12 protein-coding genes and 1 pseudogene are annotated in these 14927 nt (G+C 63.4%); 9 read left to right on the top strand and 4 right to left on the bottom strand.

All coding sequences use genetic code 11. From position 1 onward, the window contains the following. The coding region (locus tag CWO89_RS28735) for an MFS transporter (protein ID WP_130581960.1) at positions 1 to 824 on the top strand (824 nt) is incomplete at its 5' end. A 91-nt stretch (positions 825 to 915) separates the two neighbouring features. On the opposite strand, the gene glgA is transcribed toward CWO89_RS28735, so the two are convergent. Then, positions 916 to 2343 (bottom strand): glycogen synthase GlgA, encoded by a 1428-nt coding sequence (gene glgA / locus CWO89_RS28730; protein WP_130581959.1) that lies wholly within the window; start codon positions 2341 to 2343, stop codon positions 916 to 918. 232 nt (positions 2344 to 2575) lie between these two features. On the opposite strand from glgA, the pseudogene CWO89_RS28725 reads away from it, so the two are divergent. The 3 genes and pseudogenes from CWO89_RS28725 (at position 2576) to CWO89_RS28715 (ending at position 6399) form a co-directional block, all read left to right on the top strand. Then, positions 2576 to 3756, top strand: a pseudogene (locus CWO89_RS28725) (CaiB/BaiF CoA transferase family protein). A gap of 280 nt (positions 3757 to 4036) precedes the next feature. Then, positions 4037 to 5107, top strand: a complete 1071-nt coding sequence (locus tag CWO89_RS28720; RefSeq protein ID WP_130581958.1) for an alcohol dehydrogenase — start codon at positions 4037 to 4039, stop codon at positions 5105 to 5107. 209 nt (positions 5108 to 5316) lie between these two features. Further along, positions 5317 to 6399, top strand: a complete 1083-nt coding sequence (locus tag CWO89_RS28715; protein WP_130581957.1) for an isocitrate/isopropylmalate dehydrogenase family protein — start codon at positions 5317 to 5319, stop codon at positions 6397 to 6399. A gap of 269 nt (positions 6400 to 6668) precedes the next feature. Here CWO89_RS28715 and CWO89_RS28710 read toward each other — a convergent pair whose 3' ends face one another. Beyond that, positions 6669 to 7064 carry a helix-turn-helix domain-containing protein gene (locus CWO89_RS28710; RefSeq protein WP_130581961.1) on the bottom strand — a complete coding sequence of 132 codons (396 nt, stop codon included), beginning with the start codon at positions 7062 to 7064 and terminating at the stop codon, positions 6669 to 6671. Between the two features lie 399 nt (positions 7065 to 7463). Between CWO89_RS28710 and CWO89_RS28705 the strand changes: the two genes are divergently transcribed. Then, a complete protein-coding gene (locus CWO89_RS28705) occupies positions 7464 to 7925 on the top strand; it encodes a hypothetical protein (RefSeq protein WP_130581956.1) in 462 nt (153 codons plus the stop codon). Positions 7926 to 8032: 107 nt separating this feature from the next. Here CWO89_RS28705 and CWO89_RS28700 read toward each other — a convergent pair whose 3' ends face one another. Beyond that, entirely contained in the window at positions 8033 to 9355 is a 1323-nt protein-coding gene (locus tag CWO89_RS28700; protein WP_130581955.1) for a dicarboxylate/amino acid:cation symporter, read from the bottom strand. Between the two features lie 228 nt (positions 9356 to 9583). Here CWO89_RS28700 and CWO89_RS28695 point away from each other — a divergent pair, with 228 nt between their 5' ends. The 3 genes from CWO89_RS28695 (at position 9584) to CWO89_RS28685 (ending at position 12490) form a co-directional block, all read left to right on the top strand. Continuing rightward, complete coding sequence (locus CWO89_RS28695; protein WP_130581954.1) at positions 9584 to 10582, top strand: TRAP transporter substrate-binding protein; 999 nt, start codon at positions 9584 to 9586, stop codon at positions 10580 to 10582. Positions 10583 to 10658: 76 nt separating this feature from the next. After that, positions 10659 to 11174, top strand: coding sequence for a TRAP transporter small permease (locus CWO89_RS28690; RefSeq protein ID WP_130581953.1), 516 nt, complete (start codon positions 10659 to 10661; stop codon positions 11172 to 11174). After that, complete coding sequence (locus CWO89_RS28685; RefSeq protein ID WP_130581952.1) at positions 11171 to 12490, top strand: TRAP transporter large permease; 1320 nt, start codon at positions 11171 to 11173, stop codon at positions 12488 to 12490. Before CWO89_RS28690 ends, CWO89_RS28685 begins: the two co-directional genes overlap by 4 nt. 51 nt (positions 12491 to 12541) lie before the next feature. On the opposite strand, the gene CWO89_RS28680 is transcribed toward CWO89_RS28685, so the two are convergent. Then, the gene (locus tag CWO89_RS28680) at positions 12542 to 13816 is read right to left on the bottom strand and encodes a serine hydrolase domain-containing protein (protein WP_130581951.1); all 1275 of its coding nucleotides are present in this window, start codon (positions 13814 to 13816) and stop codon (positions 12542 to 12544) included. 134 nt (positions 13817 to 13950) lie between these two features. Here CWO89_RS28680 and CWO89_RS28675 point away from each other — a divergent pair, with 134 nt between their 5' ends. Then, positions 13951 to 14874: an intradiol ring-cleavage dioxygenase gene (locus tag CWO89_RS28675; RefSeq protein WP_130581950.1), complete on the top strand. Its 924-nt coding sequence runs from the start codon at positions 13951 to 13953 to the stop codon at positions 14872 to 14874. Positions 14875 to 14927: the final 53 nt, after the last annotated feature.

Raw genomic sequence — 14927 nt, 5'->3', positions numbered from 1 at the left:
CGATCGGCGAGCGGCTGGGGCGCAATGCCCGTTTCGCCTCGCTCGGCAACGGTTCGGCGGCAGCGCTGATGGGCGCCGCCGGTTACCTGATCTCGAGCCGTTCCGTGTTCCTGGTCACCTTCATCCTGGCGATACCGACCTTGATCGCGCTGTCGCGGATCCGCGAGAAGGAGATCGATATCGCGCAGGCCCATGGCGCCGTTGTCCGCGAGGTGCCCGACAAGAAAGCGACCAGCGTGTTCGCGCTGTGCAGCAAGCGGGCATTGCTGATCTTCGCCGTCAGCATGCTCCTGTTCCAGCTCGCGAACGCGGCGATGCTGCCGCTGATGGCGGGCGTGGTGACGATGCGATCCAGCCAGTGGGCGCCGGTGCTGATCGCGGCTTGCATCATTGTGCCGCAGGCGATCGTGGCGCTGGCCTCGCCTTCGGTCGGGCGCAAGGCGCAGGCCTGGGGCCGGCGGCCGCTGCTCCTGCTCGCCTTCGGCGCGCTCGTGATCCGCGGCGTGCTGTTTGCGACTGTGCACGATCCCTATCTGCTGGTGGCCGTGCAGATCTTCGACGGCATTACCGCGGCGGTGTTCAGCGTCATGGTGCCCCTGATCGTGGCCGACGTCGCCTTCGGCAGCGGGCATTTCAACCTGGCGCAGGGCATCATCGGCACCGCGGTCGGGATCGGCGCATCGCTGAGCACAGTGCTCGCCGGCTATGTCAGCGACAAGTTCGGCAGCAATGTCGCTTTCTTGGGGCTCGCGGGCATCGCCTCGCTCGGCCTCCTGATGATCCTGTTGATCATGCCCGAGACGCGACGAGCCGCGCCGACGTGACTCGCGTAGCCCGGGTGGAGCGCAGCGAAACCCGGGACCGCTGGCGGAATAGGATGCAGGGGCTCCCGGGTTGCGCTGCGCTCCACCCGGGCTACGAGATGGGCTGCGGCAGTGCCAGCTTGCGATAGAGTGCGCCGTAGAGGGCGGCCGAGATGCTCCAGCTAAAGCTCCGCGCCATGGCGCTGCGGCGCATGGCGTCGAGCCGTTCCTTGGCGACGAACGCCTCGAACGCCCGGCGCACGCCGCCGAGGAAGGATTCCGGCGACGGCTGCGGGAACAGAAATCCGGTCTCGCCGTCCTTGATGGTCTCGGCCAGCCCGCCGGTCTGGTGGCCGATCGGCAGTGAGCCGAAGCGCTGCGCATACATCTGGCTCAGGCCGCAGGGCTCGAAGCGTGACGGCATCAGCGTGAAATCGCTGCCGGCAAAGATCCTTCGTGCCTGGGCGTCGTTGAAGCCGATCGCGACCCCGATGGCGTCCGGCCGCCGCCGGTGCGCTTCCACCAGCGCCTGCTCGATTCCCGGCTCGCCGGAGCCGGTGACGACGATCTGCCCGCCGGCCGCGACGATCTCGTCGGCCGCCGACAGCACGAGGTCGACGCCCTTCTGGTGGACCAGCCGGGCGACCAGGCCGAACATCGGTCCGCGGGAGACCGCGAGGCCGAACTGCTTGCGGACGTAATCCGCATTGGCCTGCTTGCCGGCCCAGTCGCCGGCGCCGAACTGCTGCGCAAGCTTGGCGTCGAAGCGCGGGTCCCAGCTCTCGTCGATGCCGTTGAGGATTCCGGTGAGCTGCGCGGCATTGGAGCGGATGCGCAGCAGGCCCTCGAGCCCGCAGCCGAGCTCTGCCGTCGTGATCTCCCTGGCATAGGTCGCGCTGACGGTCGTCAGGTGCGAGGCATAGACGATGCCGCCCTTGAGGAAGGACAGCTTGTCGTAGAATTCGAGCCCGTCGATATGGAAGGAATTTTCCGGCGCGCCAATCCGCCGCAACGAATCCTTCGGGAAGAGTCCCTGATAGGCGAGGTTGTGGATGGTCAGGATCGAGGGGATGCGTGCGCCGCGCCAGGCCAGATAGGCCGGCGCCAGCGCGGCCTGCCAGTCATTGGCGTGGACGAGGTCGGCTGCCCAATTCTTGTCCAGACTGCCTGCGGCGAGTTCTGCCGCGGCGGACGCGAAGCGCCCGAAGCGGATGTCGTTGTCCGGCCAGTCGCATCCACTCTCGTCGCCGTAAGGGTTGCCTGGACGGTCATAGAGCTGTGGGCACAGCACGACGTAGACCGGCATGCCGTCGCGGGTCGCGGCGCGGCCGATCGTGCATGCGGGCATCTCCGCAAGCGGCGCGCATTCGCCAACGATTTCAATATGAGTGAGCTGCTCGATCACGTCCCGATATCCGGGGAGCATGATCCGGACATCGTTCAGGGGACGCAGGGCTCGGGGAAGGGCGGCAGAAACAGCGGCAAGGCCGCCGACGCGGACGAAATCGTCCATTTCAGTGGTGATGAATAAGACCCTCAAAAAAAGCGCCTCGCTCCAACCTGTAAACGACTATGCAAAAATGGGTCCAATTTGCCTTTGACGAAAATCAAAGGGCCCGCCCAGTCCGGTCTGGATCAGACGCTTCCCTGTAGAAGCCGCTCCACCTTCTTGTTTGAGCATGATCCTTTCGGAAAACCGGTTTCCACTTTTCCGGATCAGGCTCTAGGTTGACGCCGCGCCGACAAGAGGTGCGGCCGAGGGAGCTTTGCGAATGACGATAGTCGAGAACGATGAGGGCTATTTGACAAAGAGCCTGGACGGCCTTCGTGTGCTTGATTTTTCGACTACGATCGCCGGCCCTCATTGCACGCGCATGCTTGCCGACCTCGGAGCGGACGTCATCAAGATCGAGCCTGCCGAAGGCGAGATGATGCGTACCCGCCCACCGGTGCGTAAGCTTTGCTCGACTGCGTTCGGCCAGCTCAATGTCGGCAAGAAGAGCCTGACGCTCGACCTGAAGTCGGCGGAAGGGGCGGAGGTGGTACGCCGGCTCGTCGCGACCGCCGACATCCTGGTCGAGAATTTCCGCCCGGGCGTGATGCAGCGCTTGAGGCTCGATTATGCCAGCCTGCGCGGGCTCAACCCGCGGCTGATCTATTGCTCGATCTCCGGCTATGGCCAGACCGGGCCGTCTGCCGGCTTGCCGGCCTATGCTCCGGTCATCCATGCCGCCTCCGGCTACGACATGGCACATCTCGCCTACCAGGCCGGGCGGAGCAGGCCCGACTATTGCGGCATCTACATTGCCGACGTGCTGAGCGGCGTCTATGCGTTCGGTGCGATCGGAGCGGCGCTGCATCAGCGGCACCGCAGCGGGGAGGGCCAGCACATCGACGTCTCCATGCTCGAAGCGATGCTGAGCCTGACCTTGAACGAGGTGCAGTGGGCGCAGTTCAAGGTGCAGCCGACGGCGCGCCCGATGTTCGGCCCTGTCGAAACCTCCGACGGCTACGTGATGGTCGCGATCGCAGCGAGAAGACGTTTCAGAGCCTGATGCAGGTGATCGGCCGTCCCGAATGGGTGAGCGACCCGCGCTTCGCCAGATATTCCGACCGCCGGGAAAATTGGGCGGCCTTGATGGATGGCGTCGAGGATTGGTCGCGCCGCGTGACGACGGAACAATGTCTCGCCGCGCTGAATGAGGAGGGCGTGCCCTCATCCGCCTATCGCACGGTTGAGCAAGCGCTGGCCGATCCGCAGCTCGCGCATCGCGGCGCTCTGGCCGAGGTCGAGGACGGCGGCGGGACCTTCAAGGTGGTCAATCTGCCGTTCCGGATGTCCGGTGCGAAGGTTGCAGCCGTAAAGCGAGTCTCGACGCTCGGCGAGCACACCCGCGCCTATCTCAAGGAGGCCGGCCTGTCCGAAGCGGAGATTGCCGCGTTCGCCGGCTAGCAGTGATTCGACCAGGTTGAATTGCATCCACGATGGACGTTGCGCTCCCTCTCCCGCTTGCGGGGGAGACGAGCATAGCTCGCTCCGGGAGGGCCGGGGTGGGGATGTCGCCGCGATTCACGCTGTCCAAGCGTGGGGAGAGAGCCCCCAACCCGGCGCTCGCGCCGACCTCCCCCGCAAGCGGGAGAGGTGAAGTAAATCCCGCGGCTGTCGCGGTTTGTCTCGCGTCGGCAGACGTGGCAATGTTGCCGCAACAACAAAGAATGTTGGGAGAATAGAGATGAAAAGTTTCCAGGTTGCCGAGTTCAACGCCCCCTTGAAGGAAGTCGACCAGCCGACGCCGGAGCCGACCGGAACGCAGGTGCTGATCAAGGTGAAGGCGGCCGGCATCTGCCACAGCGATCTGCATATCTGGGAAGGCGGCTACGATCTCGGCCACGGGCGCAAGCCGCTGTCGCTGAAGGATCGCGGCGTCTCGCTGCCGCGCACGATGGGGCACGAGACCGTCGGCGAGGTGGTGGCGTTCGGGCCGGACGTGAAGCCGGGCGACAGCGGCGGCCTCAAGGCCGGCGACGTCGCGCTGGTCTATCCCTGGCTCGGCTGCGGCAAATGCCCGACCTGCCTGGCCGGCGACGAGAATATGTGCGCGGTCAAGCCGAACTCGCTCGGCGTCTATTGCGATGGCGGCTATGCCGATCACATGCTGGTGCCGCATCCAAAGTACCTGCTGACCCTCAAGGGGCTCGATCCCGTCACCGCCGCGCCCTATGCCTGCTCGGGCGTGACCACCTACAGCGCGCTGAAGAAGGTCGAGTTCGCCTTCGATTCGCCGATCGTGATCATCGGCGCCGGCGGTCTCGGTCTGATGGCGCTGTCGCTCCTGAAGGCGATGGGCGGCAAGGGGGCTGTTGTCGTCGACATCGACGCGCGCAAGCGCGAGGCGGCGGAAGCGGCCGGCGCGCTCGGCACCGTTGACGGCAAGGCGCCCGATGCGCTGGAGCAATTGGCGAAGAAGGCGGGCGGGCCGATCCGCGCGGTGATCGATCTGGTCGGCAACGCCCAGACCACGCAGCTCGGCTTCGACTGCCTGGCCAAGGGCGGCAAGCTCGTGATCGTCGGCCTGTTCGGCGGTGGCGCGACCTTCGCGCTGCCGCTGATCCCGATCAAGGCGATCACGATCCAGGGCAGCTATGTCGGCAACCTCCGCGAGACGCAGGAACTGCTCGACCTGGTCCGGACCAAGAAGATCGCGCCGATCCCGGTAACGACCGTTCCGCTCGCCAAGGCCTATGATTCCCTGCTCGAATTGCAGAAGGGCAAGCTGGTCGGCCGCGCCGTGCTGACGCCTTAGGCCGCCACGGTACTCCGCCGTCATGCCCGGGCTTGCCCGTCTTCGCTATCGCTTCGCCGGACTGACATTAGAGTGCCCGGCGAAGCCTCGGCGTAGCCGGGTCCCGGGCATCCACGTCTTACTGTCAATCAGCGGGAAGAGCGTGGATGGTCGGGACAGGCCCGGCCATGACGAGTCCAAAACTTCCATTGTCTCGAATGGAAAATCCCATGTCCGCAAACAACGCGCTCCACATTGCCGTGCTCGGCGGCGACGGCATCGGTCCGGAGGTAATGGCGCCGGCACTCGAGGTGTTGCGCAAGATCGAAGCGACGACGGAGCTCAGGTTCCGCTTCACTGAGTCGCCCGCGGGCGCCAACCATTATAGAGAGACCGGCACCTCGATGCCGGAATCGACGGTCCGGCTATGCGAGCAGGCGGATGCGATCCTGTTAGGGGCCTGCGGCCTGCCGTCGGTGCGCTACCCTGATAACACCGAGATCGCGCCGCAGATCGAGTTGCGCTTCCATTTCGATCTCTATGCCGGCGTGCGGCCGGCGCGGCTGATCCCGGGCGTGCCAAGCCCGATCGTCGGCGCCGAGCAGCGCGGCATCGATTTCGTCGTGATCAGGGAATCGACCGAAGGCCTGTTCGCCTCGATGGGCAAGGGTGTCGTCACCGAGGACGAGGCGCGCGAGACCATGCTGATCACGCGCAGGACCTCCGAGCGCCTGTTCGAGTTCTCGTTCCGCCTCGCCGAACGCCGCAAGGCACGCGGCCGCGTTGGCGGCGGGCTGACCTGCGTCGACAAGGCGAACGTGTTCAAGGCTTTTGCGTTCTTCCGCGGGATCTTCGACGAGACGGCAAAGCGGCATCCGGACGTCAGGGCCGACCACCTCTATATCGATGCCTGTGCGGCGTTGCTGGTGAAGCGTCCGTGGGATTTCGACGTCATGGTGACGGAGAACATGTTCGGCGACATCCTCTCCGACCTTGCTGCCGGACTGATCGGCGGCATGGGCATGGCGCCGTCAGCCGACATCGGTGACCGCTACGCGGTGTTTCAGCCCTGCCACGGCACCGCACCCGATATCATGGGGCAGGGCAAGGCCAATCCGACCGCCATGATCCTCTCGGTTGCGATGATGCTGGACTGGCTCGCCGACAAGCACGGGCTTGAGAGTGCGGCGGAAGCCGGTGAGCGGATCGAGCGCGCAGTCGACAAGGCCTATGCCGGCGGCATCAAGCCGACCGAATTCGGCGGCAGCAACGGCACCGCCGACATCGCCAAGGTAGTGCTGGCGCTGTTGTAGGTCGAACGCGCCAGCCGCCCCAGGGACGCGGTCACGTCGCCGGCGATCGCGCGACCAATTGTCGCTCCCGGCATCGCTGCTGGAACGAATGCGCGGCTGCGCATCGCATTGAGAGCCGCGAAAAGCAAAAAGCGCCGCCATCTCGATGGCAGCGCTTCAGCAAAGCCTCGATCCGAACCAACGCATAGCCCGGTGCAGCGTTTTGCCACGGTTCGACGCGCTTGCGCGGATCGATGCGGTCCGCGCCACGAAACGGAAGGGCCGACGGCTCAGCCTTCGTTCGCGGCGATCGATTCCATCAAGGACACCAGTTGACGTTGAACTGTCTGGTCCTTGATCTTGCTGTAGGCTCGCAGCAACCTCAGGCTGAAAGCACTGTCCAGGAAAAGGAGGCTTTCGACCTCGCGCGACTTGTTGTCGCCGTCGTAGAAGAACGTGACAGGCACGTCGAGCGCGGAAGCGATCTGCTGAAGGCGAGCAGCGCCGACGCGGTTCACGCCCTTCTCGTACTTCTGGACCTGCTGGAAGCTGACGCCGAGCTTTTCGCCCAGCTCCGCTTGCGAGATCTTTTGCTCCACACGCCGCAGGCGAATCCGCTTGCCCAACTCAATGTCGGGCTTGCCGGCACTGCGTTGCTTCATCTTCTTTGCTGCTGATCTGTTCATTCTGGTTACCCGTCCTTCAAATCGGGAGGCCCTGCGCAGATTGGTCAGGGATTCGTCCATACTTCCGCGTTAACTTTGTCCGGATCGTGAGTTCGTTCGCGAACCACGGTACTCCAAGCAGACTGTCGAATGGTAGCCAAACGCCACGCGCTTTGGAAGTATCCGGATACCGGCGCCGTCAGACTACCTAAAGTCGTCAACGCCCGGGATAACTTGCGATATCCCGCCACGTACATTTGGCAAAATATTGGACAAACCACAACTACTACGGGTTGGATCGATACAGATTTTGAACGCATGCTTACTACCTCGCCTCTGCATACGTAATCCTACACCCCGTACTTGTACGGGACCTGAACGGCTCGGATTTCGCCGAAAAATGACAGCGGACGTAGCCGCGTGGCGCATCCCTCCCGCGCGTTACGCGCATTAGAAGGAAAACAGAGGACCAATCACCCGCTGGACAATTTCGCAAAATTTCTGGATCATCTGCTTATTCACGCGCCCGACCACCCGCAGGCTTTTGTGGAGAGGCTCATGAAGCGAAGAAATGAAACGCCGCGAATCTATCTCGCAAGTTCGGGAGCGGAAGAAATGCCGGTTGCCCATACCGAAGAACGGTTGCTCTCGCTGCTTGCGACGCTTGAGGAGTGCAGGGACTTCCTCACGGACAAGGCAAGTCCGGAAACGGCGCGTTTGCTGTCGCTGGCAATCCTCGAACTCAGGATGGAACTGCATCAGGTGACCGACGCCGAGCTCAAGGCGCTGTGCGATCTGATGACTCCGGAGGAGCGGCCGCCGCAGGAAGTAAGGTCGGTCTCGGGCAGGCCGCTGCCGCCGTATCTGAAACTGGTCAAATAGCGCCCGTTAGCGCGTAGCCCGGATGGAGCGAAGCGCAATCCGGGACCTGGCCAGACGAATCGTGTGGTCCCCCGGATTACGCTGCGCTCCATCCGGGCTACGATTCTCTAGCCCGCCGTCACGTCGACCAGTTCGGCGCCGTCGAGAACGCGCGTGGCCTTCTCGCGGTCGAGATCGCCTTCCCACGCCGCCACCACGACCGTCGCAACGCAGTTGCCGATCAGGTTGCCGACGGCGCGGGCCATGCCGATGAACCAGTCGACCGACAGCACCAGCACGAGGCCGATGGCGGGAATGGTCGGCACCGCGTTCAGCGTCGCCGCCAGGATCACGATCGCCGAGCCCGGCACGCCGTGTGCACCCTTCGAGGTGATCAGGGAGACGCCGAGCACCAGCAACAGATCGCCGAACGACAGCGGCGTGTTGGTCGCCTGTGCGATGAACACCACAGCCAGCGTGAGGTAGATCGAAAAGGCGTCGAGATTGAACGAATAGCCGGTCGGGATCACGAGCCCGACGACGGAGTCCTTGACGCCCAACCGCTCCAGCTTGCGCATGATCTGCGGCAGTACCGCGTCGGAAGAGGCGGTCGCAAGCACGATGGTCAATTCCTCGCGCAGGTAGCCCAGGAATTTGAGGATGTTGATGCCGGCCAGGGCCATGACGCCGCCAAGCACGCCGAACACGAAGATCGCGACCGAGACGTAGAACAGCGCGACCAGCGAGACCAGTTGCTTGAGCGAGCCTACGCCGTATTTGCCGACCGTATAGGCCACCGCGCCGAGCACGCCGAGCGGGGCGGCGCGCACGATCAGCCCCATCGCGCGGAACAGCACCGCCGACACCGCGTCGATCATGGACGTGACCTTCTCGCCCTTTTCGCCGCCGACCAGCGCCAGGCTGACGCCGAAGATCACCGCGAAGAACAAGACCTGCAGCACATCGTTGCGCGCCAGCGCATCGAAGGAGGTGGTCGGAATGATGTTCAGGAGGAAAGCGCCGATGCCGCCGCCTTGCAGCTTGTGGGCGTTGTCGGCATAGGTGTTGAGCGCCTTGGCATCGAGCGTTGAGGTGTCGATGTTCATGCCATGGCCGGGCCCGAACAGATAGGCGAGCAGGAGGCCAACGACCAGCGCGATCGTCGTCATCACCTCGAAATAGATCAGCGCCTTGACGCCGACGCGACCGACCTTCTTGAGATCGCCGGCGCCGGCAATGCCGTGCACGACCACGCAGAACACGATCGGCGCCACGATCATTGAGATCAATTTGAGGAATGCGTCGCTGAAGATCTTCAGCCCGATCGCGAAGTCAGGGGCGATCACGCCGAGCGCGATACCGAGCAGCAGCGCGGCAAGCACCTGGACGAAAAGCGATGTGTAGAGCGGCTTGCGAGCTTCGGTGGCGGCCGTTGCTGTCATGGTCGACATGGCGTGTTCCCCATAGGTTTCGTCCATTCGTAGCAACTTGCGTGCCAAAAGGTCGCAGGAGATCGCCGTCTGCCGTGCAGCGCGCGGCTCGAATGGGCGTTCGATCCCTGCCTTGAAATCAGCTTCCATCGCTCCATTCTTTTGCATACGCTTCGAGATCGCTGCCGCTTCGTCGGCGGCACCCACGACCCCGGTTAACAGGGGCGGGGCATCACAGGGAGGGAGACGATGAAGCGAAGATCCGTGCTCGCCGGGCTTGGCGCTACGGCTGTTGTCTGCACATTCGGCGCGCCGTCAATTCTCAGAGGCCAAACGCCTGTCTCGCTGAATGGCGCAGTGCAGTTCAACGACGATCACGCGTTCACCAAGGCGCTGGTGCGATTCCAGGAGCTGGTGCGGCAATACTACGGCAAGCCGCTCAATTTCACGCTGCACAAGAACTCGTCGCTGGGTCTCGAAAAGCAGTATTTCGAATATATGTCGCAGGGCAAGGCCGTCGACTATGCGATCGTCTCGCCGGCCCACATGTCGACCTTCGCCAAGGCCGCGCCCTTCATCGATGCTCCCTTCGTGTTCAAGGGCATCGAGCACATGAACAAGGTCGTTGAACAGAATATCCTGGCGCCGATCGCCGATGAAGTGGCGAAGAAGGCCGAGGTCGTTCTCGTCGGCTACGCAGGCGGCGGCGTCCGCAACATCTTCGCCAACAAGCCGCTGAGGACGCTTGCCGACATCAAGGGTCTCAAAATCCGCGTGCAGGGCGCGCCGATATGGTCGAAGACGTTCGCTGCCGCCGGCATGAGCCCGACCGTGATCGCCTATAACGAGGTCTACAACGCGATCCAGAATGGCGTGATCGCGGCCGGTGAGAACGAGGCGGCAGGGGTCGAGGCGATGAAGTTCTACGAAGTCGCGCCGCACCTCAGCCTGACGCAGCACGCCGTGTCGATCCGGCCGATCTGCTTCTCGGTGAAGACGCTCAAGACCCTGCCCAAGGAGCTGCAGGACGCGATCTTCAAGGCCGGCAAGGAGGCCGGTGATTTCGGCCGGCAGCTCGAATCGAGCGAAGAAGTCGTCAAGCTCGATGCGTTGGAGAAGGCAGGCAAGCTCAAGCGCGTCCCGTTCGAGGAGCGCGACGCCATGAAGAAGCTCGCTGATCCCGTGATGGCCACCTACGCGAAGGAAATCGGCGCCGAAGGCATCTTTGAAAAGATCAACGTCGCGTAAGCCGGCAAGCCATTGAATGAGATGTCGGGGCGAGCCTTGTTGCTTGCCGCGGGGACGACTGAGAGCGCGGGGGCCAATGACCGAAATGCCGCTGACAACCAGGCCAAGTTTGTGGCGTCGCGTCACAGCCGGCTACGCGAAACTCCTGGAAATCCTGCTGGCGGCGTGCGTCGGCATCCTGGTCGTCCCCGTCACGCTGCAGGTGATCTCGCGCTACACCCCCTTCATCCCGTCCTACATCTGGACCGAGGAGATGGCGCGGTTCCTGTTCATCTGGACGATCATGATCGGCGCGATGGTCGGTGTCAGGGAGGCGCTGCATTTCGAGGTCGACGTGTGGCCGGACCTCTCGCGGCGGGCCGAGGCCGCGGTGCGGATCCTTGCGCGTCTTGGCATCTTGGGGCTGGCGCTGGTGTTTGTATGGGCGGGGCTCGAGTTCACGCAGTTTGCCTGGAACAGGACATCGGAATTGGCGGAGTTGCCGCTCTGGCTTATTCACGTTGCCTGGCCGGTGGCGGGCGTCACCTGGATTGTGTTCGCCGGCGAGCAGATCATCGATGAAGCGCGCATCCTGTTTGGAGCTGCGCAATGAGCGGAAACATCCTTTCCGCCAGACAGGCCGCTCTGATCTTGTTTGGCTGCTTCGTCGCGCTATTGATCGTCCGTGTGCCGGTCGCTTTCGCGCTCGGCCTTGCATGCCTGCCCATCCTTCTGGTCGAACCACATCTGTCGGCGATGACGCTGGCCCAGGAAACCTTCAACGCCTACAATTCATTCATCCTGCTCGCGGTGCCGTTTTTCCTCTTGACCGCGAACCTGATGAGCATCGGCGGCATCACGGATCGGCTGGTTGCGCTGTCCCGCTCGATGGTCGGGCATTGGCCGGGATCGCTGGCGCAGATCAACGTCGTGCTCTCGGTGTTCTTTGCCGGTATCTCGGGTTCTTCGACCGCGGATGCGGCGAGCCAGTCGAAAATCTTCATCGATGCCCAGACCAAGGAGGGGTACGACCTCTCCTTCTCGATTGCGATTACAGCGGTCTCGGCGGTGCTTGCCGTCATCATCCCGCCCTCGATCCTGATGATCGTGTGGGGCGGGCTGATCTCCACCTCGATCTCCGCCATGTATCTGGCGGGCATCGTGCCCGGACTATTGATCGCGGGCGCGCAGATGCTGACCGTGCATGTCTATGCGGTGCGCCGCGGCTATCCGACCTATCCGAAGGACGGCTGGGTGGATTTCGGACGCGCTGTCTGGCGGTCGTTGCCGGCATTGACGACGCCGTTCATCATCGTCGGCGGCATTCTGCTCGGCTGGTTCACGGCAACCGAGTCCGCTTGCGTCGCAGTGCTCTATTCCATTGCGCTGTCGACGTTCTTCTACCGCGAGACTGGCCGGCGGGAACTGTACAAGGCACTGCTCGATACCGGGCGTCTGGCCGCGGTCGCGCTGTTTTGCGTCGGCACCGCCAGCGCATTCGGCTGGCTGCTGGCCTATTACAGGATTCCACAGGAACTGCTGGCCAACGTCTCGACCTGGGGCATGGGGCCGATTGCGGCTGGCTTCTTCATCTCCTTCTGCTTCCTTGTCGTGGGCTGTTTCCTTGACGCGATTCCGGCAATCGTGATCGTCGGCACCGTCCTGGAGCCCCTGGCAAGATCGGTCGATCTGCATCCGGTGCAGTTTGCGATCATCTCGATCGTCTCGCTGGCGTTCGGGCTGGTGACGCCGCCATATGGATTATGCCTGATGATTGCCTGCGCCGTTGCCGGCGTACGGCTGCGCTATGCTCTGAAGGATACTGCGATCATGCTGGTGCCGATGCTGATCGTGCTGGCGTCGCTCATCATCTGGCCGAGCGTGTCGCTGTTTCTGCCGCGCCTGATCGTTCCGGAGATGCTGAAATAGCTTTGAGCCATTCCGCGGCGCCGAAAATCTGCGCCGCGGAATCTTTGGGCGTCAAAGATTGCTGTCGGTGATCGCGGCGTAGACCATGGTGCGCAGCTCGCGCCGGAGCGGGTAGGCGCTGGAGGGAAGCACCTGGGTCATGAAGATCGCGATCAATTCTTCCGCCGGGTCGATCCAGAACGACGTGGTTGCGGCGCCGCCCCAATTGTATTCGCCGGGGCTGCCGGCGAGCAGCGTCTGCGCCGGGTTCATGGTCACGGCAAAGCCCAGACCGAAGCCGATGCCGTTATAGGCCGCCTCCGAGAACAGCGAGCGCGACAGTGCCGGCAGGTCGACGCCGCCGGGCAGGTGGTTCGATGTCATCAGCTTCAACGTCTTCGGCCCGATCAGCCGCATGCCGCCGACCTCGCCGCCATTGAGCAGCGCGCGGCAGAAGGTGAGATAGTCGGCGGCTGTCGAGCACAATCCGCCGCCGCCGGAGATCAGCGAAGGCGGCGACAGGAACGAACTGGTGGCCGGGTCATCCTGCAGCGTCAGCCCGCCCTTGCGCTCGGCGGCGTGGAACGTCATGCCGCCTTGTGGGTCGGCGGAATAGCAGGCCGCCAGGCGATGAGCCTTGTCTGCGGGCACGAAGAAATCGGTATCGTTCATGCCCAGTGGGTTGAAGATGCGCTCCTTCAGGAACTGCTCGAACGGGATGCCGCTGATCTTGCCGACGAGATAGCCAATCACGTCGGTGGCAACCGAATAATTCCAGGCTTCGCCCGGCGAGAATTCCAGCGGGATCTTGGCGAGATCCTCGATCATGCTGTCGAGCGTCCCGGCCTTGACGACTTCGCCGATCTTCATCTCGCGATAGGCGGCATCGACATTGGAGCGCTGCTGGAAACCATAGGTGAGCCCCGAGGTGTGCCGCAGCAGGTCGACGATCAGCATCGGCCGTGACGGCGGCTTGGTCAGGAACGCCGGCGCGGTGCCGGCCTGGAACACGCCGAGGTTCTTCCATTCCGGGATATATTTGTGGACGGGCTCATCGAGCGCGACGAGGCCTTGCTCGACCAGCATCATGAAGGCAACCGAGGTGATCGGCTTGGTCATGGAATAGATGCGGAAGATGGTGTCGTCCTTGACCGGCACCTTGCGCTCGACATCGGCAAAGCCCTGCACGGTCGAATGCACGATCTTGCCGCGGCGGTAGACCAGGAGCTGCGTGCCCGGAAACCGGCCGGCCTCGATGTAGCGCCGCTTCAGATGGTCTTCGAGGCGGTCGAGCGCCGCTTGCGACATGCCGGCGGATTCGGGGGAAGCGGGGGTGGGGGCTAGCATCGCTCTTCTCCGGTTGTTAGGCAGGCCTTGATAGCCGAAAAGTGTCCTGTGTTCCAATCACCTGGCGCTTACACCGCCGTGGGCCGTCGTGTAGGCTGAAGCCAAGCGATACCGATTTCGCAGGGATGGAAGCAATGCCGCAATTCAACGACACCGAGCTGACCGCCGCCGTCATCCAGAGTTTCGAGGAAACGCCGAATCCGCGGGCAAAATTCCTGCTTCAGGAATTGGTGAAGTCGCTGCACGACTATGTCCGCCGCACCGATCTCACCTTCGAGGAATGGGAGTACGCGATCGATTTCCTGACCCGCACCGGCCACAAATGCACCGATATCCGCCAGGAGTTCATCCTGCTCTCCGATGTGCTCGGCGTCTCCATGCTGGTCGATGCCGTCAACCATCGCGACCGCGACGGCGCCACCGAGACCACGGTGCTCGGTCCGTTCTATGTCGGCGAGCACAAGGTGACGCCTGATGGCACCGATATCTCGGCGACGCTGCCGGGCGAGCGGCTGTATGTGCAGGCGCGCGTCATCGATCTCGACGGCAAGCCGGTCGCGGGCGCGCCTGTTGACGTCTGGCATGCCGATGATGATGGCTTCTATGATTCACAGAAGCCGAGTTATGCGACGCAGGGCCCGTCGTCGCGGGCGCGCTTCATCACCCGCGATGATGGCCGCTTCCATTTCCGTACTATCCTGCCCTGCAGCTATCCGATCCCGACCGACGGCCCGGTCGGCGAGATGATCATGCAGACGCGCCGTCACCCGATGCGCCCCGCGCACATCCATTTCCTGGTCGCGGCGAAAGGCTATGAGCCGCTGATCACCCACGTCTTCATGGAGGGCGACAAATATCTCGACTCCGACGTGGTATTTGGCGTCAAGAACGAACTAGTCGCGAAGATCGAGAAGCGCAGCGATCCTGTGATGCCCGACGGCACGAAGACGAGCGAGCCGTGGCACCTGATGACCTATGACTTTCGCATCAAGCCGGGCGAGGGGACGCCGCCGGCGCCGCTCGGCGTGAAGGCGGAAAAGGTTGGCGAAGACGCGTAAAGCACGCGTAGCCCGGGTGGAGCGCCAGCGTAACCCGGGATCGCTCGTAATGG

The sequence above is a fragment of the Bradyrhizobium sp. Leo170 genome (assembly GCF_004296405.1).
Lineage (GTDB): Bacteria > Pseudomonadota > Alphaproteobacteria > Rhizobiales > Xanthobacteraceae > Bradyrhizobium.
The sequence above is the reverse complement of the archived record's forward strand: the minus strand, read 5'-3'. Positions and strand labels throughout refer to the sequence as shown.

Coding starts and splice junctions, on each gene's coding strand:
- CWO89_RS28720 (WP_130581958.1), top strand. CDS start 4,037: ATGAAAAGTTTCCAGGTTGCCGAGTTCAACGCCCCCTTGAAGGAAGTC.
- CWO89_RS28715 (WP_130581957.1), top strand. CDS start 5,317: ATGTCCGCAAACAACGCGCTCCACATTGCCGTGCTCGGCGGCGACGGC.
- CWO89_RS28710 (WP_130581961.1), bottom strand. CDS start 7,064: ATGAACAGATCAGCAGCAAAGAAGATGAAGCAACGCAGTGCCGGCAAG.
- CWO89_RS28700 (WP_130581955.1), bottom strand. CDS start 9,355: ATGTCGACCATGACAGCAACGGCCGCCACCGAAGCTCGCAAGCCGCTC.
- CWO89_RS28695 (WP_130581954.1), top strand. CDS start 9,584: ATGAAGCGAAGATCCGTGCTCGCCGGGCTTGGCGCTACGGCTGTTGTC.
- CWO89_RS28690 (WP_130581953.1), top strand. CDS start 10,659: ATGACCGAAATGCCGCTGACAACCAGGCCAAGTTTGTGGCGTCGCGTC.
- CWO89_RS28685 (WP_130581952.1), top strand. CDS start 11,171: ATGAGCGGAAACATCCTTTCCGCCAGACAGGCCGCTCTGATCTTGTTT.
- CWO89_RS28680 (WP_130581951.1), bottom strand. CDS start 13,816: ATGCTAGCCCCCACCCCCGCTTCCCCCGAATCCGCCGGCATGTCGCAA.
- CWO89_RS28675 (WP_130581950.1), top strand. CDS start 13,951: ATGCCGCAATTCAACGACACCGAGCTGACCGCCGCCGTCATCCAGAGT.